The organism is uncultured Georgenia sp., from assembly GCF_937958535.1.
Classification (GTDB): Bacteria; Actinomycetota; Actinomycetes; order Actinomycetales; family Actinomycetaceae; genus Oceanitalea.
The window spans coordinates 1-23,681 of sequence record NZ_CALGNQ010000122.1; the positions used below are offsets into that span (position 1 = coordinate 1).

Sequence of the window (23,681 nt, forward strand, 5' to 3'; positions counted from 1 at the left end):
CGGTGGTCACCGAGACCCCGAACCGTTCGGCGGCCCGACGCAGCGGCCACCCGTCCTCAACGACGCATCTGGCCAGACGCAGACGACCGGTCGGGGTCAGCGGGGCGTTAGCGTGGGACATGAAGACCTCCGGGTGTTTCAGGCGTGGTTCCTCGACAGCACCACACCCCACTCAGAGGTCTTCCTCATGTCACGTCGACACCCCGGCCTCGTACCCAACCTCCGTGGTCAGTACACCTAGAGCACCCGCGGACGCACCGTGTTGCCCCGATTTCTGTCTCTCCGTCCGCAACGCGCCGTAGGCTACTGGCGCTTGACACCTCTCGTCGCCGGCGCACGTTCGTGCTCCCAGATGACAACCCGCCACCGGTCGCCTTCCAAGCGGAGAACTACCGTCAAACCTGGACGCATGAATAGACAAGCCGGACTGCGGCCGGTGTAGCGAGGGCCGTTCTCGTACGGCGGACTGCGTGCTCGGTGATATCGCGCGACGCCACGCGACGTCGCCGTTTCACGTGGAACAACGCGTGTCTCGCCCCGGAAAGACTCAGGCAGACCGCACTGCTTCGACGACGCGCGTGGGTTCATCAGTGCCAGGCACAACAACTTCGTGCACAGTCACCGCGCGCAGCTTGTACTTTCGCAGCACCTTCGCTGCGTCGTCGACCTCCTGCTGCGCCCGTTCCCCCTTGAGAGCGAGCAACTTGCCACCGGGGCTGATCAGGGGACCGACCCATGGGACCAGCTTCTTCATCGCCGCCACGGCACGTGCAGACACCACGTCGAATCGCGCCGGCCCGTGGAGTTCCTCGGCGCGAGCGCGTACGACGGTGACGTTCTCAAGATGCAGCCGTTCGACGACATCACTGAGCCACGTGGTGCGGCGCTCCATCGGCTCGACGAGGTGCACCTCCAGGTCGGGTCGCATGAGTGCAACGACGACACCCGGAAAGCCGGCCCCGGACCCGATATCAGCGAAACGCACGTCCCGCGGGACGAACGACGATACGGCAGCAGAGTTCAGCAGGTGCCTCGTCCACAGCCGGGGAAGCTCACGCGGGCCGATCAGCCCACGGAGTTCGCCTTCGGCCACGAGCATGTCGGCGAACCGCCGCACGTTCGGCCACGCGTCGGCGAAGAAGTCCGCTGCGGCAGCAGGGGCCTCCTCCACCGTCCCACGCTCTGTGTCCGACACTTATCTACACGTGACGATTAGCGGGTTATGACGACGTGCCGGTTCGGCTCGACGCCCTCGGAGTCGCTCGTCAGGCCGGCGGCAGCGACCACGTCGTGAACGACCTTCCGCTCGAACGGGTTCATCGGCTCGAGCGACACGGACTCCGCCCCACCCTTGATCTTGGTGATCGCCTCCTGCGCGACCGCCGTCAGCTCGGCCTTACGGCGTCGCCGGTGGCCCGCGATGTCGAGCATCAGCCGGCTCCGCTCGCCTGTGCGAGCCTGGACCGCCAGCCGGGTCAGCTCCTGCAGGGCATCGAGCACCTCGCCCTCCTTGCCCACGAGTCGCTGCAGATCACGGTCCTCACCGCCCTCGGTGATGATCTCGACGAGCGCCCGTCCGTGGTCGATCGACAGCTCGATGTCACCGTCGAGATCGGCGATGTCGAGGAGCTCCTCGAGGTAGTCGGCCGCGATCTCGCCCTCTTCCTCCAGCCGCTTCACCGTCGCAGAGACGGATGACTTACCTGACGGCGTGCTCTCCTCCGGCACGTCCATGTCCACGGGGGCCGTCTCCTTGGGTGCCGGCACAACATCTTGCTCGCTCACGCCTCGTCCTTCTCTCTCCGCCCGACGCTGCGGGCGCCTACAGGTTAGGTCTACTTGCCCGACTTGCCCGGGCCCTTGCCGCCGCGCCGCTCGAGCTCGGCGCGTCGCTGAGCCGCCCGCTTCGCGTGTCGTTCGGCGGCCCGTTGCTGGGGCGTCTTGCCGTCCTTGGACCCGCCCGAGCCGCCGCCCTTCTTCCCGCTCTTGCCGCCCGCGCCCGCCGCCGGACCCGAGCCCGCCGCGGCAGAGTCGGCGCTGGCAGCCGAGGTCGCCGTCCCGGCCGAGCCCCCGACGGCGCCCGGGGTCGCCGGACGCGGGCCCCCGGACTTCTTCTGCCGGTCCTTGCGCTTGGGCTGCACCCGCTGGCCGCGCTGCACCGGACGCTCCGGCTCCGGTGGCTCGGGAAGCAGCTCCTCCACGGGGACGCCCTTCCGTGCGGCCTTCCGCTCGAGCTTGGCGCGCTCCCGCTCCTTGAACCGCTTCTCCGCCTCGGAGCCGGGCGCCGGCATCCGCCGGATCGTGTAGAACTGCTGGCCCATCGTCCACAGGTTGGTGGTAAGCCAGTAGATGAGCACACCGATCGGGAAGTAGACGCCGGAGAAGGCGAAGACCAGCGGCAGGACGTACATGAGCATCCGCTGCTGACGCGCCATCGGGTTGTCCAGCGCGCTCTGCGGCATGTTCTTCATCGTCAGCTGCCGCTGCGTGGTGAACGTCGTCACCGACATGAGCACGATCATGACGATCGCGAGGACACGGACGTTCGTCGTCGACGCCTGGAGGAAGGTGTCGGAGAGCTGGGCACCCAGGAGTGTCGACTCCTGGAACTGGGCCGCGGCCGCCGCGTCGATCGGCCCGAGGGGCTGTCCGTCGCGGTACTCACCCGCCGCGATCTGCGGCATCGAGTACAGCACGCGGAACAGGGCGAAGAAGATGGGCGACTGCGCGAGGATCGGAAGGCACGAGGAGAACGGGTTGGTCCCGTGCTTCTGGTACAGCGCCATCATCTCGGCCTGCATCTGCTGCCGAGACGCCGGGTCGTTCTTGCCCTTGTACTTCTTCTGGATCTTCTGCATCTCCGGCTGCAGCATCTGCATGCCGCGAGAGGCCTTGATCTGCTTGAAGAAGAGCGGGATGAGCAGCACCCGCATGACCACGGTCAGGCCGACGATCGACAGCGCCCACGACCACCCGCTCGTCGGGTCGAGGCCCACGAAGCTCCAGAACTCGTGGAAGAGATGGAGGATCCACGCGACGACCCACTTGATGGGGTACAGGATCGTGTCAAAGGCACCCATGAGGGCTGTCTCCTAGAGGTCTTCCGGCGCGTCGTCCGACGTCGCCCCACCGGCGGCTACACCGAGGGTACGTGCCCGTGCGGCACTCCTGGACCAGGGCATCAGCTCGTGGAGCTCCGGGACGTGGTCCACCCCGCCGTCGCTCCACGGGTTGCACCGCAGCAGCCGCCAGCTCGCCAGCCCCAGGCCGCGCACCGCGCCGTGCCGCTGCAGGGCGGTGACCGCATAGGCGGAGCAGGACGGGTAGTACCTGCACCGCGGCCCGAACCACGGGGAGACGACCAGCTGGTAGCCCCGCACGAGCAGGGCCAGCCCACGACCGACCAGTCGCCCGGGGGAGGGGGTCACCGTCGCTCCCGACGCCGGCGCGCCCGCTCCAGGGCGCTGTCCAGGTCGGCCCCGAGCTCGGAGCTCGAGGCGTCGCGGGCCTCGGGCAGCGCCCGGACCACGAGCTTCTCGCCCTCGCCCAGCCGGCTCATCCGCGTGGCCAGGAGGCCACGGAGCCGCCGCTTGACGAGGTTGCGCTCGACGGCGTTGCCCACGGCCGTGGAAACGACGAGACCCGCCCGGGGCGGGTCCGTGGTGGCGCCGTCGTCCGGTGTCTTGAGGTGGACGACGAGCCGGCGTGTGCCGCTGCGGGCACCACCGCGCACCGCGTCGGTGAAGTCCTCCGACCGACGCATCCGGTGCTGCGGCGGCAGCACGTGTCAGGCCGAGAGCTGGGCGCGGCCCTTGCGGCGGCGGGCGCTGATGATGGCGCGGCCGGCGCGCGTACGCATGCGCAGCCGGAACCCGTGCACCTTGGCACGCTTCCGGTTGTTCGGCTGGTAAGTCCGCTTGCTCACGGCAGTACTCCAAAACGTCGGTTGTCGTCGTGCTGCCCGGGGCAGCTGATGCGCGGCGCGGCCGCTCCTCCGCATCGCCACTGGCGTGCAGGCACCACGGAAGAGCCGTCAGGACGGCTTGGTCACGATACGCGAGGGCGCGAGGCACGGTCAATCCGTGGCTCCGGCACGGCGACTGTGCCGTCACTCACGCCCCTTCTGCACATCTGTGGATAACTGTGTGGATTCCGTGGCAGAGTGCGACACTCATGGATGTTTGTGCCCCGAGATGAGAGGACCGCTGTGCCGGAGAACGACGAGATCACCGACATCTGGGCGCGCGCGGTCGAGATCCTCACCGAGAACGGTGACATCGGCGGCGCTCAGCGGGCCTTCATCCGGCTGACCCGCCCTCTCGGTGCTGTCGACGGGACGCTCCTGCTCGCGGTCCCGAGCGACTTCGCCAAGGACTTCCTCGAGACGCGGGCCCGTGTCGGACTTACCGAGGCGCTCTCCGCGGCCGCCGGCTCGCCGGTGCGCTTCGCCGTCACCGTGGACCCGACCCTCGAGGAGGTGACGCCGCGCGTCCCCTCCGCGGCGACCCCGGACGACGCACCTCCGCCCTCGCCGTCCTCGGCCCGCCCCGCCGCTGCCGCACGTCGCAACGCCGCCGACGCCGAGGCCGACGCCGCGCGCCTCAACCCGAAGTACACCTTCGAGACCTTCGTCATCGGGTCGAGCAACCGCTTCGCCCATGCGGCCGCCACCGCCGTGGCCGAGGCACCGGCCCGGGCCTACAACCCGCTGTTCATCTACGGCGGCTCCGGGCTGGGCAAGACCCACCTGCTCCACGCCATCGGCCACTACGCCCGCAGCCTGGACCCGAGTGTGCGCGTGCGGTACGTGAACTCCGAGGAGTTCACCAACGACTTCATCAACTCCATCCGCGACGACAAGGCCGAGGCCTTCCAGCGCCGCTACCGCGAGGTGGACGTCCTCCTCATCGACGACATCCAGTTCCTCCAGGGCAAGGAACAGACGATGGAGGAGTTCTTCCACACCTTCAACACGCTGCACAACGCGAACAAGCAGGTGGTCATCACCTCCGACATGCCGCCCAAACAGCTCAACGGCTTCGAGGACCGGATGCGCTCCCGCTTCGAGTGGGGGCTGCTCACCGACGTGCAGCCGCCCGACCTGGAGACCCGCATCGCGATCCTGCGCAAGAAGGCGAACAACGAGAACCTCGAGATCGACGACGCGGTGCTCTCCTACATCGCCTCGCGGATCACGACGAACATCCGTGAGCTCGAGGGGGCGCTCATCCGGGTGACCGCCTTCGCCAACCTCAACCGGCAGCCGGTCGACGAGTCGCTCGCCGTCATGGTGCTCAAGGACTTCATCACCGACACCGACGGCGAGGACATCACCCCCGCGCTCATCATGGGACAGACCGCGGACTACTTCTCGGTCTCGATCGAGGCGCTGTGCAGCGCCGACCGGTCCCGCGTGCTCGTCAACGCCCGGCAGATCGCCATGTACCTGTGCCGTGAGCTCACCGAGCTGTCGCTGCCGAAGATCGGCCAGCTCTTCGGCGGCCGCGACCACACCACCGTGATGCACGCCAACCGCAAGATCCGTGAGCAGATGGCCGAGAAGCGCTCGACCTTCAACCAGGTGACCGAGCTCACCAACCGGATCAAGCAGAAGGCCCGCACCGGCGGCGCCTGACCGTATCCCCGCTCGACCCGCCGCTTCCCGCCGGAGCACCGCCCGCGCCGCGCGATGGCGGTGCTGCGGCATGCCCACGCACGGGACATGGCGCGCTGTGGCATGCCCACCTCCCCGGACCCGGCGCCGCTGTGGCATGCCACGCACCGGACGTCCCGCACGATGCCGCCAGGGCCACGTTTCCGGCACCGCGACGCAATGCACAGCTGTGGACAAGTCTGTGGATTGCCGTGGACAGCGCAAACTTGTCAGTGGACAGACCGTCCCCGACCCGTGGACGGAGAGCGGGCGGATGACACCCATCCACTGCCGGCGGCGAGTTCCCCCAGGCCGGTCCGCACCGCTCCCCACACCCGGACTACCACGCTGACCTGCACGAACGACGGATCTCCACAGTGTCCACACGACCGATGAAGATGACGGCACTTCTCTTGGAGAGGACTTGTGAATAACAAGAACCCGGCCGCTGCACTGCCCGTGCCCGCTCTCGACACCCCGGGCCCGTCGTCTCGCGTAAGGTTTCTCGTGCGCAGCAGCAGGCCGCTGTGCCGTCACGCTCCGAGAGAGGGTCAGCCATCGTGAAGCTCAGGGTCGAACGGGACGTCCTTGCCGAGGCCGTCGCATGGACAGCTCGCTCACTTCCGGTGCGTCCTCCGGTCCCGGTGCTCGCCGGGGTCCGGCTGGAGGCCACCAGTGACGGGACGCTCACCCTCTCGACGTTCGACTACGACGTCTCGGCCCGCTCGACCATCCCCGCCGCCGTCGAGGAGTCCGGGGTGGTCCTGGTCTCCGGCCGGCTGCTCGCCGACATCGCCAAGGCACTGCCGGCCAAGCCGGTGGACCTGTCCCTCGACGGCAGCAAGGTCGTGCTCCGCTGCGGCGCCAGCCGGTTCACGCTGCTGACCATGCCGGTGGAGGACTACCCGGCCCTGCCCCAGATGCCCGAGCTCTCCGGCACCATCGACGCCGACGTGCTCACCGAGGCGGTCAACCAGGTGACCATCGCCGCCAGCCGCGACGAGACCCTCCCGCTCCTCACCGGCGTCCGGGTGGAGATCGAGGGCGAGAAGCTCACCCTCATGGCCACCGACCGTTACCGGCTGGCCATGCGCGAGCTCAGCTGGCACCCCAGCTCCCCGTCCTTCTCCGCCGTCGCCCTGGTCCGGGCCCGCACGCTGTCCGACGTCGCCAAGTCACTGACCAGCGCGGGCAGCGTCGACGTCGCCCTGGGCAACAGCTCCGCCTCGCTCATCGGGTTCGCCGCCGGCGGCCGCCAGACCACCTCCCTCCTGGTCGAGGGCGACTACCCGCCGGTGCGCCGCCTCTTCCCCGAGGAGACGACGACACACGCCGTCGTCGCCACCGGGCCGCTCATCGAGGCCGCCCGCCGTGTGGCCCTCGTCGCCGAGCGCAACACCCCCATCAGGCTGAGCTTCTCCGAGGGGCAGGTGGTCCTCGAGGCGGGGCAGGGGGAGGACGCGCAGGCCTCAGAGGTCCTCGAGGCGACGCTCGTCGGAGAGGACATCGTCACCGCGTTCAACCCGAGCTACCTGCTCGACGGCCTGGGCGCGCTGACCACCGACTTCGTCCGCATGTCCTTCACCCACCCGAGCAAGCCCGCCGTGCTCACCGGGCAGGAGAGCCTCGAGGGGGAGAGCACGGACGACTTCCGCTACCTCCTCATGCCGATCCGGTTCGCCGGGTAACCACCGTTCGCCGGGCCGCCCGGCCGCGAGTACGGTCACAGCAGCGCGAGAGGAGCTCTCATGCACATCGGCATGGTCGGTCTGGGCCGCATGGGCGGCAACATGCGCGCTCGTATCGAGGCCGCGGGACACACCGTCACCGGGTACGACACCGACCCGGCGATCAGCGACGTCCCCACACTCGCCGACCTCGCCGCCGCGATGACCGCCGGGCAGCGCGTCGTGTGGATCATGGTGCCCGCCGGCCCACCCACCGTGTCGGTGCTGGCCGAGCTGAGGCAGGTGCTGTCCGCCGGAGACCTCGTCGTCGAGGGCGGCAACTCCTACTACCGCGACGACCAGGACAACGCCGCCGTGCTCGCCGAGCGCGGCATCGGATACGTCGACGCCGGTATCTCGGGCGGCGTGTGGGGCCGCGAGTACGGTTACGGCACCATGGTCGGCGGCAGCCCCGAGGACGTCGCCCGGCTCATGCCGATCTTCGACGCGCTGCGACCGGAGGGCCCTCGGGAGGAGGGGTTCGTCCACGTCGGTCCCGTGGGTGCCGGGCACTTCGCCAAGATGGTCCACAACGGCATCGAGTACGGCCTCATGCAGGCCTACGCCGAGGGCTACGAGATCATGGCCTCCCGCGGTGACCTCGTCCCCGACGTCACCGCCGTGGTCCGGGCCTGGCAGCGCGGCACCGTCGTGCGGTCCTGGCTGCTCGAGCTGCTCGTCGACGCCCTCGAGCAGGACCCCGGGCTGGCGAGCATCGACGACTACACCGCGGACTCCGGGGAGGGCCGCTGGACGTTGGAGGAGGCCATCGACAACTCGGTGCCGGCCCCCACCATCGCGGCCGCGCTCTTCGCCCGCTTCTCCTCCCGGCAGGAGCAGTCGCCGGCGATGAAGGCCGTCGCGTCGCTGCGGGAACAGTTCGGGGGCCACGCGGTCCGACGCGCCGACGAGCGCTGAGGATGTACGTCTCCAACCTCTCCCTGCACGACTTCCGGTCCTACACCGAGCTCGTGCTCGCGCTGGAACCCGGCGTCACCGCGTTCGTCGGCCACAACGGGCAGGGCAAGACCAACATCGTCGAGGCGGTGGCCTACCTCGGCACTTTCTCCAGCCACCGCGTCGCCTCCGACACCGCGCTCGTCCGGCACGGCACCGGTGGTGCCGTCATCCGCGCCAAGGCGGTGCGGGGCGGCCGCGAGACGCTCGTCGAGCTGGAGATCGTCGCGGGCCGCGCCAACCGAGCCCGGCTCAACCGGGCCCCGGTGAACCGCACCCGCGACGTCATGGGCATCGTGCGCAGTGTGGTCTTCGCGCCGGAGGACCTCGAGCTCGTCAAGGGGGACCCGCAGGCCCGCCGCCGCTTCCTCGACGACCTGCTCGTGCTGCTCACCCCCCGCCTCGCGGGGGTGCGCAGCGAGTACGACAAGATCCTGCGGCAGCGTGGCGCGCTGCTGAAGTCGGCCGGCGCGGCCCGGCGCCGGGGCGGCCCCGGGCCCGACCTGTCCACGCTCGACGTGTGGGACGGGCACCTGGCCGCCGCCGGCGCCCAGCTCGTCGCCGCCCGCGTCGAGCTCGTCCAGCGGCTGCGGCCGCACGTGACCCGCGCCTACGAGGAGGTGAGCGCCGGCCAGAGCGAGGCGACCCTGGGCTACCGGTCGGCCCTGCTGGCCGCGGAGGGCGACGGCGACGGCCTCGCCGCCCCCGAGGACGAGGCGGCGCTCACCGACGTCCCCGCACTCACCGACCGGCTCGTCACGGCGATGGCCCGGCTGCGGGGCCGGGAGCTCGAGCGTGGCGTCAGCCTCGTCGGACCCCACCGCGACGACCTCGTCCTCACCCTCGGTGGGCTGCCGGCCAAGGGCTACGCGAGCCACGGCGAGTCCTGGTCCTTCGCCCTCGCCCTGCGGCTGGCGTCCTACGAGGTGCTGCGCGACGACGGTGCCGACGGCAGCCCCGTGCTCATCCTCGACGACGTCTTCGCCGAGCTCGACGCCCGCCGGCGCACCCGGCTTGCCGCCATGGTCGAGGGGGCCGAGCAGGTGCTCATCACCGCCGCCGTCCCCGAGGACGTCCCGGCCACGCTCGCGGGTGCGCGGTACACGGTCGCCGGCGGGGAGGTCACCCGTGAGTGAGCAGCCGCCCGTGGACGGCGAGGACACCGGCGACGCCGCCCGCCAGGCGTTGGCCCGGGCCCGCGCGGCTGCCGCCGCCAAGGGGCTGCGGCGCACCGCGCCCGGCCGCCCGCCCGCGGGAGCCCGCCGCTTCCGTCCCGGTCCCGGCCTGGGCGACGTCGGCAGCGGCTCCGCCCCCTCCCGGCGCGACCCACAGCTGCTCGGCCCCATCGTCGACAAGCTCATGGCCGAACGGGGCTGGAGCGCCCCGGTGAGCATGGGCGGTGTCGTGGGCCGCTGGCGCGAGATCGTCGGCGACCAGCTCGCCGACCACTGCCAGGTGGAGACCTTCGACGACGCCGTCCTCGTCGTCCGCGCCGACTCCACGGCGTGGGCCACCCAGCTGCGCCTGCTCCAGCCCCAGCTCGAGCGCCGGCTGGCGGAGGAGGTCGGGGAGGGTGTCGTCCAGCAGATCGTCATCCGCGGCCCTGCCGGGCCCAGCTGGACCCGCGGCCCGCGGTCGGTGCGCGGCCGGGGCCCGCGGGACACGTACGGGTGAGCCACAGGCCTGTCAAGACCTGCCGGGGGCGGGGAACCACACTGTGGATGAAGCTGTGGATATGCGGTGAAACGGGCATCGGCACAGTAGAATCGGGTGACCCCGCCCGCGGGGCGTCGGCTGGAGTCGTGCCCCGGGCAACCGTGGTGCCAGGTGCACCGTCCCGAACTCGCGACGGTGCGGTGCTGCGCGCGACGTAACGACGAGGAGAGCCCCAGACAGTGGCTGACGAGATGCCCCCGAGCACCGGGACGAGCCCGCAGGACGCCGGCTACGACGCAACGAACATCACGGTTCTCGAGGGCCTGGAAGCAGTCCGCAAGCGGCCCGGCATGTACATCGGTTCCACCGGTGAGCGCGGGCTGCACCACCTGGTCTACGAGGTGGTCGACAACTCCGTGGACGAGGCGCTGGCCGGCCACGCGACGAGCATCGACGTGACGATCCTCGAGGACGGCGGCGTCCGGGTGGTCGACGACGGCCGCGGCATCCCGGTCGGTGTCGTGGAGTCCGAGGGCAAGCCCGCCGTCGAGGTCGTCCTCACCGTCCTCCACGCCGGCGGTAAGTTCGGGGGTGGCGGCTACGCCGTCTCCGGCGGCCTCCACGGCGTGGGCGTGTCCGTCGTCAACGCGCTGTCCTCCCGGCTGCACGTCGAGGTCCGCCGCGACGGCGCCATCTGGCGGCAGAGCTACCAGGACGGCGTGCCCACCGCCCCGCTGGCCAACGTGGGCCCCACCCAGGAGACCGGGACGACGGTGACGTTCTGGCCCAACGCCGACATCTTCGAGACCACCGACTTCGACTTCGAGACCCTGCGGGCCCGGTTCCAGCAGATGGCCTTCCTCAACAAGGGCCTGCGGATCTCCCTCACCGACGAACGCGCCGGGGTCACCGACGCCGGCGACGAGGTCACCGGTGACGACGAGGGCAGCGCCGACGACGCCCACCCGGGCCACCGCGAGGTCACCTACCAGTACGCCAACGGGCTGCAGGACTACGTCCGCCACCTCAACTCCGCCAAGAAGGTCGACCTCATCAACCCCGAGATCATCAGCATCGAGGCCGAGGACACCGAGAAGCGGATCTCCGTCGAGATCGCCATGCAGTGGACCAGCGCCTACTCCGAGTCGGTCCACACCTACGCCAACACGATCAACACCTCCGAGGGCGGCACCCACGAGGAGGGCTTCCGGTCGGCGCTGACCTCCCTCATCAACCGGTACGCCAAGGACAAGGGCATCCTCAAGGACAAGGACGAGAACCTCACCGGGGACGACATCCGCGAGGGTCTCACCGCCGTCATCTCGGTCAAGCTCGGCGAGCCGCAGTTCGAGGGCCAGACGAAGACCAAGCTCGGCAACACCGAGGCGCGCACCTACGTCCAGCAGGTCGTCTACAGCCACCTCGGTGACTGGCTCGACTCCCACCCCAACGAGGCCCGGGACATCATCCGCAAGGCGCAGCAGGCGGCCGCCGCCCGGCTCGCCGCCCGCAAGGCCCGCGAGGCCACCCGCCGCAAGGGGGCGCTGGAGTCCGCCTCGATGCCCGGCAAGCTCAAGGACTGCTCCAGCCGCGACGCCACGCGGTCGGAGATATTCATCGTCGAGGGGGACTCCGCCGGTGGTTCGGCGGTCCAGGGACGCGACCCCGAGACCCAGGCGATCCTCCCGCTGCGCGGCAAGATCCTCAACGTCGAGAAGGCCCGCCTCGACAAGGCACTGAGCAACCAGGAGATCCAGGCCCTCATCACCGCCTTCGGGACCGGCATCGGCGAGGACTTCGACATCTCCAAGCTGCGGTACTACAAGATCGTGCTCATGGCCGACGCCGACGTCGACGGCCAGCACATCACCACCCTGCTGCTCACCCTGCTCTTCCGGTACATGCGCCCGCTCATCGAGAACGGCCACGTGTACCTCGCCCAGCCGCCGCTGTACCGGCTCAAGTGGTCCAACGCGCCCCACGAGTACGTCTACAGCGACCGCGAGAAGGACGCCCTCCTCGCCGAGGGCGCCGCGGCCGGCAAGCGACTGCCCAAGGACAGCGGCATCCAGCGGTACAAGGGCCTGGGCGAGATGAACGAGCAGGAGCTCTGGGACACGACGATGAACCCCGACACCCGCACGCTGCGTCAGGTGACCGTCGGCGAGGCAGCGGCCGCGGACGAGATCTTCTCGGTGCTCATGGGTGAGGACGTCGAGTCCCGGCGCGAGTTCATCCAGCGCAACGCCCGCGACGTGCGCTTCCTCGACATCTAGTCCGCCTGCACCGCACGTTCCCAGTCGACGGATAGAAGGACGACAGTGACCCAGCCCCCCATCGACCACGTCGAGCAGGTCGACCTGACGCTCGAGATGCAGCGCTCGTACCTCGACTACGCGATGAGCGTCATCGTCGGTCGTGCCCTGCCCGACGTCCGTGACGGCCTCAAGCCGGTGCACCGCCGCGTCCTGTACGCGATGTACGACGGCGGGTACCGCCCCGATGCCGCGTTCAGCAAGTGCTCCCGCGTCGTCGGCGAGGTCATGGGCCAGTACCACCCGCACGGCGACGCCTCGATCTACGACGCCCTCGTGCGGCTGGTCCAGCCGTGGTCGATGCGCTACCCGCTCGTCGCCGGGCAGGGGAACTTCGGTTCCGCCGGCAACCTCGGTGCTGCCGCCCCGCGGTACACCGAGTGCAAGCTGGCCCCGCTCGCCATGGAGATGGTGCGGGACATCGACCAGGAGACCGTCGACTTCCAGGACAACTACGACGGCCGCAACCAGGAGCCGATGGTGCTCCCGGCGCGCTTCCCCAACCTCCTGGTCAACGGCTCGGAGGGGATCGCCGTCGGGATGGCCACCCGCATCCCGCCGCACAACCTGCGCGAGGTCGCCGAGGGGGTCCAGTGGTTCCTCGACAACCCCGACGCCACCCGCGAGGAGCTGCTCGAGGCGCTCATGGTGCGGATCAAGGGGCCCGACTTCCCCACCGGCGCCACCATCCTCGGCCGTCGCGGCATCGAGGAGGCCTACCGCACCGGACGTGGTTCGATCACCCAGCGTGCCGTCGTCAACGTCGAGGAGATCCAGGGCCGCCAGTGCCTCGTCGTCACCGAGCTGCCCTACCAGGTCAACCCGGACAACCTCGTGACGAAGATCGCCCAGCTCGTCAACGACGGGCGGATCCAGGGCATCGCCGACATGCGCGACGAGTCCTCCGGCCGCGCCGGCCAGCGCCTCGTCATCGTGCTCAAGCGCGACGCCGTGCCGAAGGTGGTCCTCAACAACCTCTACAAGCACACCCAGCTGCAGGACAACTTCCCGGCGAACATGCTCGCCCTCGTCGACGGCGTGCCCCGCACGCTCAGCCTCGACGGCTTCGTCCGGCACTGGGTGACCCACCAGATCGACGTCGTCGTCCGCCGCACCCGCTTCCTCCTCAAGCGGGCCGAGGAGCGCATCCACATCCTGCGTGGCCAGCTCAAGGCGCTGGACATGCTCGACGAGGTCATCGCGCTCATCCGCGCCTCGGAGAGCGGCGACACCGCCCGGGTCGGCCTCATGGAGCTGCTCGACATCGACGAGGTGCAGGCCGACGCCATCCTGGCGATGCAGCTGCGCCGCCTCGCCGCCCTCGAGCGGCAGAAGATCATCGACGAGCACGACCGGATCGAGGCCGAGATCCGGGACTACAAGGAGATCCTCGCCTCGCCCCAGCGGCAGCGCACGATCATCTCGGAGGAGCTCGGCTCCATCGTCGCCAAGTACGGCGACGAGCGACGCACGACGATCGTGCCCTACGAGGGCGACATGTCCATCGAGGACCTCATCCCCGAGGAGGACGTCGTCGTCACCATCACCCGCGGCGGCTACGTCAAGCGCACCCGGACCGACAACTACCGGTCCCAGCGGCGCGGCGGCAAGGGTGTGCGGGGGGCCCAGCTCCGTGAGGACGACATCGTCGAGCACTTCTTCGTCACCACCACCCACCAGTGGCTGCTGTTCTTCACCAACATGGGCCGGGTCTACCGGGCCAAGGGCTACGAGCTGCCCGAGGGCGGGCGCGACTCCAAGGGCCAGCACGTGGCCAACCTCCTCGCCTTCCAGCCCGACGAGCGCATCGCCCAGGTGCTCGCGCTGCGCAGCTACGACGACGCCGAGTACCTCGTCCTGGCCACCCGCTCCGGCCTGGTGAAGAAGACCCGGCTGCGGGAGTACGACACCAACCGCACCGGCGGCATCATCGCCATCAACCTGCGCGAGACGGCCGACGGTGAGCGGGACCGGGTGGTCTCCGCCCAGCTCGTCAACAGCGAGGACGACCTCCTGCTCGTCTCCCGCAAGGGGCAGTCGATCCGGTTCACCGCCACCGACGAGGCGCTGCGGCCGATGGGCCGCTCCACCTCCGGCGTCACCGGCATGAAGTTCCGCGGCGATGACGAGCTCCTCGCGATGGACGTCGTGCGGCCCTGGTACGAGGACGCCGCCCTGTTCGTCGTCACGGAGGGGGGCTACGCCAAGCGCACCGCCGTCGAGGAGTACCGCGTCCAGGGCCGCGGCGGCCTGGGGATCAAGGTCGCCAACCTCGTCGAGGCCCGTGGCGATCTCGTCGGGGCGCTGCTCACCAGCCCGGTGGACGAGGTCATGGTCATCATGGAGAGCGGCAAGATCGTCCGGTCCTCGGTCGCCGAGGTCAACCTCACCGGACGCAACACCCAGGGTGTCATCTTCGCCAAGCCCGACCCCGGAGACCGCGTCATCGCCGTGGCACGGAACGCGGAACGGGACGCCGATGGCGTAGCGTCTTCCCCGGAGGAGGCGGCCGAGCCTGCTGACGAGGTGGAGACCACCGCCGAGGAGGCGGAGCAGCCGTCCGCCGAGGGCGACGATGGAGGACACGCATGAGCAGCACCACGCCCGGGCAGGGTGCCGCGGAGGACGCCACCCAGCAGGTACCCGCCCAGTCGCAGCAGCAGGCCCGCCCGCAGCAGGACCGCACGGCGATCCGTACCAGCCTCGCCGAGCGGTTCGCCGCGGCGAAGGGCGTCGCCGAGCACCCGGTGGTGCCTCGTCCGGACGACACCGCACCCAGCGGTGCCGGGACGTCGAGCCCGGTGCGCCCCGGTGGGGTGTCCGGCGGGACCGCCACCGTGCCCCGTTACGGGGCCGCCGCCGGCCAGTCCCCGCCGCCGGCCACGTCACGCCCGGCTGCCGGCGCCGGCGACCCGGCACGGACCGCGGCTGCCCGGCCGGCTTCCGCGGGGCCCCGGCGGGTGCGCCTGTCGATCGCCCGCGTCGACCCGTGGTCGGTCATGAAGCTGTCCTTCCTGCTGTCGATCGCGGTCGGGATCGGCATCGTCGTCGCCGCGGCGGCCATGTGGTTCGTCCTGGACTCGATGCACGTCTTCGCCGACATCGAGGAGCTCCTCGTCACCCTCGACTCGGAGAACTTCCTCCAGCTCATGGACTACGTGCAGTTCGACCGGGTGATCTCCGCGGCCGCGATCATCGCCGTCGTCGACATCCTGCTGCTCACCGCGCTGTCGACGCTGGGGGCGTTCCTCTACAACATCGTCGCGGCGCTGGTCGGCGGCATCCACCTCACCCTGACCGACGACTGAGTGTGGCGAACATGACGTCGCCGACCCCCTCCGCGGGTTTGGGAACGGCCCGCGGGCTGGGGTAGTCTGCTTCGGCACCCTGGGGAACAGCCGAGGTGCCCCGGGCCTATAGCTCAGACGGTTAGAGCGCTTCCCTGATAAGGAAGAGGTCACTGGTTCGAGTCCAGTTAGGCCCACCCCGACCACGACCCCGAGGAGGGGAACCATGAAGAAGTTCCTCGGACTTGCCGTGCTGGCGGCCGCGGGATACGCCGTCTGGACCAAGGTCAAGGCGGACCGCGAGGAGCGCGAGCTCTGGGCGGAGGTCACGGACAGCTTCGGTGGGAACACCTTCCCCGAGCCGGCCGCGGAGACCCCCGCTCGCTGAGCGGGCGCACGGACCGTCTCACTCTCCGGCCCCGGGTCGGACCGGGGGCCATGGCGCAATTGGTAGCGCACCTGCTTTGCAAGCAGGGGGTTGCGGGTTCGAGTCCCGCTGGCTCCACTCGACGGACAGGGACCGACCCTGGCCCTCTCCCTTTCTGCCGGCGTCGTCAGAAGGCCTCGTTGACCGCGCGGAGGTAGCGTTCCACGACGGCCAGCTCCTCCGTGGTGAACCCCTCGTGGACCTCTTCCATGCGGCCGGTGATGGCTGAGTAGGGATTGTCCTCCCCGTCCGATCTGAACCGGGCGACGACCTCCGGCCGGGGCACGACGACCACCCGCCGGCGGTCGGCCGGGTCGCTCGTGCGCTCGACGAACCCGGCCCGCTCCAGCCGGTCGAGCACGCGCGTCGTCGTGCTCGTCGGCAACTGCGTGAGGGCGCTGATCTCCCCCGCGGTGAGGTGTCTGCCGCTGCGCACGATGACCCCGAAGGCCTGCCAGTCCACGACGTTCATCCCGAGCGAGCGGGCGATGCGGTCGTTGGTCAGCACCGAGGAGGCGATGAGCTCCTCGAAGTGGCGCAGGATGCGCGCGGTGGTCGCCGCCCTGCTTGACGTCATGGGCGCACCCTCCTAGTCTCTCCACTGCGGAACAATTCCGCTATGGAGATATCGCGTGATGGAGACAAAGTCAGTCTAGGGATGGGGGACCCCATGGTCACCGAACCACGCCGCGGACTTGCCGTCGGTATCCTGCTCTTCGCCGCCTTCATGGACCTGCTGGACGTCACCATCGTCCAGGTGGCACTTCCCGCGATCGGTGCCGACCTCGAGGCGCCGGGAGACTCCCTGGAGTGGGTGGTGTCCGGCTACCTGCTCGCCTTCGCCGTCGCCCTGGTGACAGGCGGCCGGCTCGGCGACATCGCCGGTCGCCGACGGATGTTCCTCGTCGGCGTCGGCGGGTTCACCGCGGCCTCCTGCCTGTGCGCGGCGTCCTGGACGGTCGACGTGCTCGTCGCCGCTCGCGTGCTCCAGGGGCTGTTCGCCGCCGTCATGGTCCCGCAGCTGCTCGCCACCGTGCAGAGCCTCTTCGCCCCGCGTGAGCGTGCCCCCTGGTACGGCGTGATCGGGGCCGTGACAGGGCTCGCCGCGGTCATCGGCCCCGTCCTCGGCGGGACGCTGGTGGACGCCGACCTGTGGGGGCTCGGCTGGCGGACCATCTTCCTGATCAACGCGCCGGTCGGTGTGGTGATCCTGGCGCTGGCGAGCGTCCTCGTGCCCGAGACGCGCTCCCAGCACCCGCTGGGGGTGGACCTGCCCGGTGTGCTGGTGCTCAGCGCCGCCCTCCTCTGCCTGCTCGTGCCGCTCGTCGAGGGACGGACGCTCGGCTGGCCCGTGTGGCTCCTGGTTTCCGTCGCCGCCGGGGTGGTGCTCCTCGCGGTGTTCGTCCGGCACTGCCTGCGGCGCCAGGTGCGGGACGGTTCGGCGGTGCTGCCCCTCACGCTGTTCCGCAATCGTGGCTTCAGCGCGGGGGTCGTCACCCAGGCCGGCTTCCAGGCGGCGATGAACGCCTTCACCCTGCCGTTCCTCTTCTACCTGCAGCTGAGCCTCGGCAGGTCGGCCCTCGGGGCCGCGCTCAACCTCCTCGCCTTCAGCGTCGGCTCGATGCTGGCGACCGGGGCGGTCGTCCCGCTCGTCGCGCGGCTGGGCAGGAACCTGGTGACGATCGGGGCGGTGCTCATGGCCGCCGGGTTCCTCTGGACCTACGCCACGCTCGCCGCCGAGGGGGCCGCGTACACCGCCCGGGACGGCATCCTGCCCATGGCGCTCGCCGGGATCGGGCTCGCCGCTGTCGTCGTGCCGCTCGTCGATGTCGCGCTGGCCGCCGTACCGGTGGACGACGCGGGCGCCGCCTCCGGCACCCTGTCGACCTTCCAGCAGCTGGGTGCGGCTGTCGGGGTGGCCGTCTCGATGACGGTGTTCCTCGGCGCCGTGGGTGCCGACTGGACGGCAGCCAACACGGTGGCTGCGTTGCGCGCCTCGGTGGTCGTCTCGGGGGTGGGGCTCGGCGTCGTCGTGCTGGCCAGCCGCGCGCTGCCGAGAGCGCAGGCGGTGCGCGCTGCCCAGCGGGCCCGGGAGCAGGCCGAGGAGGCGGAGGCTGCCGTGCTCGCCGGGAGCCCGGAGCGGGGCCGAGCGTGACGCCGTCCGGGTCAGCGGGTGACGCGGTAGCGCAGGAAGGCTGTCCCGCCGGGCAGGCCCCGCTCCTCGAGGAGCGTCAGACCGGTCCGGAGCCGGGTGGGGAAGGGGCTGCCCTGGGGTGTCGTGGCACTGAGCTTCTACACCCACATCGGGATGTACTACAACATCGCCTTCGACACGATGATCCTGTGGTGACCTGACCCGAGACACGCGACGCCCGGGGCCCTGTCGGCCCCGGGCGTCGTCGCATGTGCAGCCTCAGGCGTTGCGGGTGGTGTCCACGTCGGTCTCACCGCGTCCGGTGTCGACCGGCTCGGTCGTCGACTCCGTCGAGCCGGCGTCCTTGGTCGACTCCTGCGCCACCTGCGCCGCGTCGGCGGCGGGCTCGGCGTCCTCGGTGCCGGCCGGGGCGGTGGACACCTCCGACGGGGTGGTCACGGTGGTGTCCTCCCAGTACTCCTCGGCCCACGGGTCGTCCACCGGCTGGGTGCGGCGCCACAGCAGGTAGCCGGTGCCGGCCGCGGCGGTGCCGACGAGCACCCAGCCCAGCGTCTTGCCCGCGCCCCGCTTCTTCGGCTTGGCGGCCAGCGCCTTCTGCGCCGCCTTGCCGGCCTTGACCGCCTTGCCCTTCTTGCCGCTCTCCTTGGCGGCCGCCTCGGCGGCGTCGTGCATCGCCTTCTGGACCCGCGGCAGGTAGTCGTCGACGAGCTTGTCACGCGCGCTGTCGACGGCGGGACGTGCCTTCTCGGCAGCCGCCTCGATCTTCGGGGCGGCCACCTTCACCCCGTCCCGCCACGCCTGCTCGAGCCGGGGAGCGGCCACTCCGGTGGCCCACACCTTCCCCTGTTCCGCGAGGGATGCAGCGATCTCACCGGCCTTGGCGGCCTGCTCGCTGAGGACATGACCGAGGTCCACCGCCTGCTGGCGCATCTTCTCGGCGTCGACCTCGCTGATCTTCTGCTTGCGCGACATGTGCTCTCCCTCGTGGCTTTCCAGATACGTGCCGACCATCGTCCCACCCCGGGGTGGCGAACGCACCATCCCCAGGGTTGATTCTCCTGTATCCGCAGGCCGGTGCGAGAGGACTTCGGGTCACCCGGCCGGCCCGACTGCGGGGTGCGGTCCCGCCGTGAAAGGATCACGACATGGAAGCAACCGTGCACACGAACCTCGGGGACATCGTCCTCGAGCTCCTCCCCGACCACGCCCCGAAGACCGTGGCGAACTTCGTCGCGCTCGCCAAGGGAGAGCGGACGTGGACCCACCCGCAGACCGGGCAGGAGATGAACGAGCCGCTGTACAACGGCGTCCTCTTCCACCGGGTCATCCCCAACTTCATGATCCAGGGCGGGGACCCCATCGGTACCGGCACGGGGGGCCCCGGCTACACCTTCGACGACGAGATCCACCCCGAGCTGGACTTCACCCAGCCCTACGTGCTCGCCATGGCGAACGCCGGGAAGATCGCGGGGCGCGGCACCAACGGCTCGCAGTTCTTCATCACCACCGCCCCCACCACCTGGCTGCAGGGCAACCACACGATCTTCGGCCGCGTCGCGGACGCCGCGAGCCGCGCCGTCGTCGACAAGATCAGCGCCACCCCCACCGGCCGCAACGACCGCCCGGTCGAGGACATCGTCATCTCCTCGATCACCATCACCGACTGACGGCACGGCATGACCGCACGTCCCTACGGGCAGGCCGGCGGTGGAGCGGTCCCGCCGGTCTGCCCCCGGCACCCTGACCGGGTCTCCTACGTGCGCTGCCAGCGCTGCGAGCGGCCGGTGTGCCCGGAGTGCCAGCGCCCTGCACCGGTGGGGGTGCAGTGCGTGGACTGCGTCGCCCGGGCCCAGGCCGCCGTCCCGGCCCGTCGTACCGTCTTCGGCGGCCGGGCCCGGGACGGCCGTCCGGTGGTGACGATCGCGATCGTGGCGCTGTGCCTCATCGTCTTCGCGGCACAGCGCGTGACGCCGGGCGTCAACACCGCGCTGTTCTTCGTCCCCGGACTCGGTGCGGTGGAGCCCCACCGGTTCCTCAGCGCCGCCTTCCTCCACGGCAGCTTCCTCCACCTCGCGCTCAACATGTACGCGCTGTGGATCGTCGGCTCCGTCCTCGAGCCGGCACTCGGCCGATGGCGCTTCCTCTCCCTCTACCTCGTCAGTGCCCTCGGTGGCTCCGTCGGGGTGCTCCTCTTCGCCTCGCCTGCCGTCCAGGACCAGTGGTGGGGCGCCGTCGTCGGCGCCTCCGGGGCGGTGTTCGGGCTGTTCGGGGCCGTGGCGCTGGCCCTGCGGCGGGCGGGCCGGGACGCCACCCAGATCCTCGTCCTCATCGCGATCAACACCGTGCTGGGCTTCACCGTCCCCAACATCGCCTGGCAGGCCCACCTCGGCGGGCTGGTCACCGGGGTGGTGCTGGCCGCCGCCTATGTCTCCGCACCGCGCACGCGCAGCACCGTGGTCGGCGTCGTCGCCACCCTCGCCGTGACGGTGGTCGTCGTCGCCCTGGCGGTGGCGAAGTACGCGCTGCTCACCTGAATCACACCGATGTAGTTCTCCACAGGTGTGTGCACAGGTGTGGACTTACACCCGTGTAGTTCTCCACAGGTGTGTGCACAGGTGTGGGTATCGCCGTGCACCGGAGACGACGAAGCGCCGGCCACCTCGGACCGGCGCTTCGCTGAGGACAGGGGAGGCTACCGCCAGCGCAGGGTCATGAGGAAGCCGGCGAGCAGTACGACGAACCCGATCCCCAGGTTGAGGTTGCCGATGCCGGGGACCGGGCCCCTCGCCTCGACGATGTAGGTCACCACCACCCAGAGCATGCCCACGACCATGAGGACGACGGCGGTGGGCACCCACCAGCGCGGGCTCTCCTTGGGCTGGGCAGGGGCAGGCGGGGGCGTGTACGTCGCCTTCTTCTTGCGGCGCTTGGACTCCGGCACTGTCAGCTCTCCTTCGGCGTTCCACCCGGGCGGGCGGTACCTCGGTACGGTTGTGGCGTCGCTGCGAGGCGCACGGCACCTCCCATAGCGTAGTGGGCGGAAGACACCCGGGGGCCACGGGTGCACGAGAGGGAGGAGGTGTCATGATGGAGCAGTACAGGCGGCGCGGCTTCGGGTCGGTCGCCGTCGGGCTCGTCGCCGCGCTCGCCGGGGTGCTCTTCGCGACCAACGCCAGCCTCTTCGCCGACGACACCTCCCGCACCCCCACCGACCTCGTCGACCTGGCCCGGGTGGAGACCGCACGCCTGGAGGAGAACGAGGCCGAGGTGGCCGAGCTGCGCCGCCGCCGCGACGAGCTCGTCGCCGCCCGGCAGCCCATGCCGGAGGTCGACCCCGAGGAGTCCGAGCTCACCGCGCTCGCCGCCGGCCGCACCCCGGTGACCGGGCCGGGCGTCGTCGTCGAGCTGTGGGACGCGCCGGCACCTCCCGACCTCGCCGCCAGCGGGCTGCACCCGGACGACCTCGTCGTCCACCAGCAGGACCTCGAGGCGGTGATCAACGCGCTGTGGGCCGGCGGCGCCGAGGCGCTCATGGTCCAGGACCAGCGGATCACCTCGCTGTCCTCGGTGCGCTGTGTCGGCAACGTCCTGCTGCTGCACGGGCGCCACTACTCCCCGCCGTACCGCATCTCGGCGATCGGGGACCCGGCGGCGCTGCGCGCTGCCGTGGAGAGCGCACCCGGGGTGCAGATCTACCTCCAGTACGTCGAGACGGTCGGGCTGGGCTGGTCGCTGCGCGAGGAGAGTGGCATCGACATGCCCGCCTACACGGGCTCGCTGCGGCTGGACCACGTGCAGGCCGGGTGAACTACGCTCGTCCTGACACTCCCACGGACCGAAGGACACCGATGGCGACCAGAGTCGACCACCTCGACGGGCTGCCCTGGCAGCAGGAGGAGCCGGACCGCCCACGCCGCCCGCGGCAGCGGCGCCGCGGGTTCGTCTCCACCCTCGTCGGTATCGTCGGTGAGCTGATGATCACCGCGGGTGTGCTGCTCGGGCTCTTCGTCGTGTGGCAGGTGTGGTGGACGGACGTGGAGGCGCACGGCCACCAGGCCGAGGTGCTGGCGGAGTGGGACGGGCGGGAGGACGTCGTCGCCGCGCCCGACCAGGAGGCCGAGCGGCGCACCGACCCGCCACCCGTGCCCGAGGTGAGCGCCGAGGGCGACATCATCGGCACGATGTGGATCCCGCGCCTCGGCCAGGACTACCGGTTCTCCATCGCCCACGGGGTGGGGATGCACGACGTCCTCAACCGGGGCTACATCGGCCACTACCCCGACACCCAGCTGCCCGGCGAGGTGGGCAACTTCGCCACCGCGGCGCACCGTCTCTCCTACGGCGCCCCCTACCGTGAGATCGAGCAGGTCGTGGTGGGGGACTCCCTCATCGTCGAGACGGCCGACGCCTACATCGTCTACGAGGTGGTCGACACCGAGGTCGTGCTGCCCAGCCAAGTGGAGGTCATCGCACCGGTGCCGAACGAGCCGGGGGTGGCGCCGACCGAGCGGATGATCACGCTGACCACGTGCCACCCGCTGTTCTCCGCCGCCGAGCGGTGGATCACCTACGGCACCTTCCAGTACTGGATCGACAAGAACGAGGGCAAGCCGGCCGAGCTGCTCGAGGAGGGACGCTGATGTACGGCGCACTGTGGCGGATCCTGCCCGGGCCCGCGTGGTTCAAGGTCATCCTCCTGCTCATCCTGGCGGCGGTGGTCGTCTACGTCTGCTTCACCTGGCTCTTCCCCCAGATCGCACCGCACATGCCCTTCAACGAGATGACCATCGAGGACGGCGCATGACCCGGCTCCTTGTCGTCGACAACTACGACAGCTTCGTCTGGACCATCGTCGGGTACCTCGAACAGCTCGGTGCCCAGCCCGTGGTCCAGCGCAACGACGAGGTGACCGCCGACCCCGGCGACTTCGCCGGCGTGCTGGTCTCCCCTGGCCCGGGAACCCCGAAGGAGGCCGGGGCGAGCCTCGCCGTCATCGAGCGGTGCGCCGAGCTGCGCGTCCCGCTGCTCGGGGTGTGCCTCGGCCACCAGGCGCTGGGTGAGCTCTTCGGGGCGACGGTCACCCACGCCCCCGAGCTCATGCACGGCAAGACGTCCCCGGTGGAGCACGACGGCACCGGCGTGTTCGCCGGGCTGCCCTCCCCGTTCACGGCCACCCGCTACCACTCCCTCGCCGTGGACAGCGCGACGGTGCCGGAGGAGCTGCGGGTCACCGCCCGCACGCCGTCCGGGATCGTCATGGGCCTGGCCCACCGCGAGCTGCCGCTGCACGGCGTCCAGTTCCACCCCGAGGCGGTCCTCACCGAGCACGGCCACCGGTTGCTGGCCAACTGGCTCGCCGTGGCGGGCGACACCGAGGCCCCGGCCCGCAGCGCCGGCATGGCCCCGCTCGTCCACCGCTGAGGCCAGATCCCGGCGCAGTCGCCGCGGCCGGGACGCAGCAGGGCCGACCGGACCTCTCGGCCCGGCCGGCCCTCGTGCCTCCG

At 70.5% G+C, this 23,681-nt stretch carries 26 protein-coding genes and 2 tRNA genes; 18 read left to right on the forward strand and 10 right to left on the reverse strand.

Going from position 1 to position 23,681, the window contains the following annotated elements:
* From Q0195_RS06705 to rpmH, 7 genes are all read right to left on the reverse strand, one after another.
* A partial coding sequence (locus Q0195_RS06705; RefSeq protein ID WP_299276299.1) for a leucine zipper domain-containing protein occupies positions 1-121 on the reverse strand: 121 nt, incomplete at its 3' end.
* A gap of 426 nt (positions 122-547) precedes the next feature.
* The gene (gene rsmG, locus Q0195_RS06710) at positions 548-1,171 is read right to left on the reverse strand and encodes a 16S rRNA (guanine(527)-N(7))-methyltransferase RsmG (RefSeq protein WP_299276218.1); all 624 of its coding nucleotides are present in this window, start codon (positions 1,169-1,171) and stop codon (positions 548-550) included.
* Between the two features lie 41 nt (positions 1,172-1,212).
* Entirely contained in the window at positions 1,213-1,734 is a 522-nt protein-coding gene (locus Q0195_RS06715; RefSeq protein ID WP_299276301.1) for a R3H domain-containing nucleic acid-binding protein, read from the reverse strand.
* Positions 1,735-1,835: 101 nt separating this feature from the next.
* Positions 1,836-3,080 carry a membrane protein insertase YidC gene (gene yidC / locus Q0195_RS06720; RefSeq protein WP_299276221.1) on the reverse strand — a complete coding sequence of 415 codons (1,245 nt, stop codon included), beginning with the start codon at positions 3,078-3,080 and terminating at the stop codon, positions 1,836-1,838.
* 12 nt (positions 3,081-3,092) lie between these two features.
* Complete coding sequence (yidD, locus tag Q0195_RS06725; protein WP_299276223.1) at positions 3,093-3,428, reverse strand: membrane protein insertion efficiency factor YidD; 336 nt, start codon at positions 3,426-3,428, stop codon at positions 3,093-3,095.
* On the reverse strand, positions 3,425-3,784 hold the full coding sequence (gene rnpA / locus Q0195_RS06730; RefSeq protein WP_299276226.1) for a ribonuclease P protein component: 360 nt from the start codon (positions 3,782-3,784) through the stop codon (positions 3,425-3,427). The genes yidD and rnpA overlap by 4 nt, the downstream gene beginning before the upstream one ends.
* Before the next feature lie 3 nt (positions 3,785-3,787).
* Complete coding sequence (rpmH, locus tag Q0195_RS06735; protein WP_299276228.1) at positions 3,788-3,925, reverse strand: 50S ribosomal protein L34; 138 nt, start codon at positions 3,923-3,925, stop codon at positions 3,788-3,790.
* Positions 3,926-4,177: 252 nt separating this feature from the next.
* Between rpmH and dnaA the strand changes: the two genes are divergently transcribed.
* The 11 genes from dnaA to Q0195_RS06790 all read left to right on the forward strand — a co-directional run bounded on the left by dnaA (position 4,178) and on the right by Q0195_RS06790 (position 16,100).
* Positions 4,178-5,635, forward strand: coding sequence for a chromosomal replication initiator protein DnaA (gene dnaA / locus Q0195_RS06740; RefSeq protein WP_299276231.1), 1,458 nt, complete (start codon positions 4,178-4,180; stop codon positions 5,633-5,635).
* 578 nt (positions 5,636-6,213) lie between these two features.
* Complete coding sequence (gene dnaN, locus Q0195_RS06745; protein WP_299276233.1) at positions 6,214-7,341, forward strand: DNA polymerase III subunit beta; 1,128 nt, start codon at positions 6,214-6,216, stop codon at positions 7,339-7,341.
* A gap of 60 nt (positions 7,342-7,401) precedes the next feature.
* Positions 7,402-8,298 (forward strand): phosphogluconate dehydrogenase (NAD(+)-dependent, decarboxylating), encoded by an 897-nt coding sequence (gene gnd, locus Q0195_RS06750; RefSeq protein WP_299276235.1) that lies wholly within the window; start codon positions 7,402-7,404, stop codon positions 8,296-8,298.
* 2 nt (positions 8,299-8,300) lie between these two features.
* Positions 8,301-9,473, forward strand: a complete 1,173-nt coding sequence (gene recF / locus Q0195_RS06755) for a DNA replication/repair protein RecF (protein ID WP_299276237.1) — start codon at positions 8,301-8,303, stop codon at positions 9,471-9,473.
* Entirely contained in the window at positions 9,466-10,011 is a 546-nt protein-coding gene (locus Q0195_RS06760) for a DciA family protein (RefSeq protein ID WP_299276239.1), read from the forward strand. Before recF ends, Q0195_RS06760 begins: the two co-directional genes overlap by 8 nt.
* Before the next feature lie 233 nt (positions 10,012-10,244).
* Entirely contained in the window at positions 10,245-12,269 is a 2,025-nt protein-coding gene (gyrB, locus tag Q0195_RS06765; RefSeq protein ID WP_299276303.1) for a DNA topoisomerase (ATP-hydrolyzing) subunit B, read from the forward strand.
* A gap of 45 nt (positions 12,270-12,314) precedes the next feature.
* Positions 12,315-14,900, forward strand: a complete 2,586-nt coding sequence (gyrA, locus tag Q0195_RS06770; RefSeq protein WP_299276241.1) for a DNA gyrase subunit A — start codon at positions 12,315-12,317, stop codon at positions 14,898-14,900.
* Positions 14,897-15,616, forward strand: coding sequence for a DUF3566 domain-containing protein (locus tag Q0195_RS06775; RefSeq protein ID WP_299276243.1), 720 nt, complete (start codon positions 14,897-14,899; stop codon positions 15,614-15,616). Before gyrA ends, Q0195_RS06775 begins: the two co-directional genes overlap by 4 nt.
* A gap of 102 nt (positions 15,617-15,718) precedes the next feature.
* Positions 15,719-15,792 (forward strand) — tRNA-Ile (locus Q0195_RS06780).
* 29 nt (positions 15,793-15,821) lie between these two features.
* Positions 15,822-15,983 carry a DLW-39 family protein gene (locus Q0195_RS06785; RefSeq protein ID WP_366518084.1) on the forward strand — a complete coding sequence of 54 codons (162 nt, stop codon included), beginning with the start codon at positions 15,822-15,824 and terminating at the stop codon, positions 15,981-15,983.
* A gap of 44 nt (positions 15,984-16,027) precedes the next feature.
* Positions 16,028-16,100 (forward strand) — tRNA-Ala (locus Q0195_RS06790).
* A 49-nt stretch (positions 16,101-16,149) separates the two neighbouring features.
* On the opposite strand, the gene Q0195_RS06795 is transcribed toward Q0195_RS06790, so the two are convergent.
* A complete protein-coding gene (locus Q0195_RS06795; RefSeq protein WP_299276246.1) occupies positions 16,150-16,599 on the reverse strand; it encodes a helix-turn-helix domain-containing protein in 450 nt (149 codons plus the stop codon).
* A gap of 93 nt (positions 16,600-16,692) precedes the next feature.
* On the opposite strand from Q0195_RS06795, the gene Q0195_RS06800 reads away from it, so the two are divergent.
* Complete coding sequence (locus Q0195_RS06800; protein ID WP_299276248.1) at positions 16,693-18,177, forward strand: MFS transporter; 1,485 nt, start codon at positions 16,693-16,695, stop codon at positions 18,175-18,177.
* A gap of 258 nt (positions 18,178-18,435) precedes the next feature.
* Here the strand turns inward: Q0195_RS06800 and Q0195_RS06805 are convergent, their stop codons facing one another.
* The gene (locus Q0195_RS06805; protein WP_299276251.1) at positions 18,436-19,149 is read right to left on the reverse strand and encodes a hypothetical protein; all 714 of its coding nucleotides are present in this window, start codon (positions 19,147-19,149) and stop codon (positions 18,436-18,438) included.
* Between the two features lie 173 nt (positions 19,150-19,322).
* Between Q0195_RS06805 and Q0195_RS06810 the strand changes: the two genes are divergently transcribed.
* On the forward strand, positions 19,323-19,844 hold the full coding sequence (locus Q0195_RS06810) for a peptidylprolyl isomerase (RefSeq protein WP_299276254.1): 522 nt from the start codon (positions 19,323-19,325) through the stop codon (positions 19,842-19,844).
* A gap of 9 nt (positions 19,845-19,853) precedes the next feature.
* Entirely contained in the window at positions 19,854-20,711 is an 858-nt protein-coding gene (locus tag Q0195_RS06815) for a rhomboid family intramembrane serine protease (RefSeq protein ID WP_299276256.1), read from the forward strand.
* Positions 20,712-20,869: 158 nt separating this feature from the next.
* Here the strand turns inward: Q0195_RS06815 and Q0195_RS06820 are convergent, their stop codons facing one another.
* Positions 20,870-21,118 (reverse strand): cell division protein CrgA, encoded by a 249-nt coding sequence (locus Q0195_RS06820; protein WP_299276259.1) that lies wholly within the window; start codon positions 21,116-21,118, stop codon positions 20,870-20,872.
* A 143-nt stretch (positions 21,119-21,261) separates the two neighbouring features.
* On the opposite strand from Q0195_RS06820, the gene Q0195_RS06825 reads away from it, so the two are divergent.
* The 4 genes from Q0195_RS06825 to Q0195_RS06840 are packed head-to-tail and all read left to right on the forward strand — an operon-like array spanning position 21,262 to position 23,598.
* Entirely contained in the window at positions 21,262-21,984 is a 723-nt protein-coding gene (locus Q0195_RS06825; RefSeq protein WP_299276262.1) for a DUF881 domain-containing protein, read from the forward strand.
* Positions 21,985-22,025: 41 nt separating this feature from the next.
* A complete protein-coding gene (locus Q0195_RS06830; protein WP_299276264.1) occupies positions 22,026-22,817 on the forward strand; it encodes a class E sortase in 792 nt (263 codons plus the stop codon).
* Positions 22,817-22,981, forward strand: coding sequence for a hypothetical protein (locus Q0195_RS06835; RefSeq protein WP_299276267.1), 165 nt, complete (start codon positions 22,817-22,819; stop codon positions 22,979-22,981). Before Q0195_RS06830 ends, Q0195_RS06835 begins: the two co-directional genes overlap by 1 nt.
* Positions 22,978-23,598, forward strand: a complete 621-nt coding sequence (locus Q0195_RS06840) for an aminodeoxychorismate/anthranilate synthase component II (protein WP_299276269.1) — start codon at positions 22,978-22,980, stop codon at positions 23,596-23,598. Before Q0195_RS06835 ends, Q0195_RS06840 begins: the two co-directional genes overlap by 4 nt.
* Positions 23,599-23,681 lie beyond the last annotated feature (83 nt).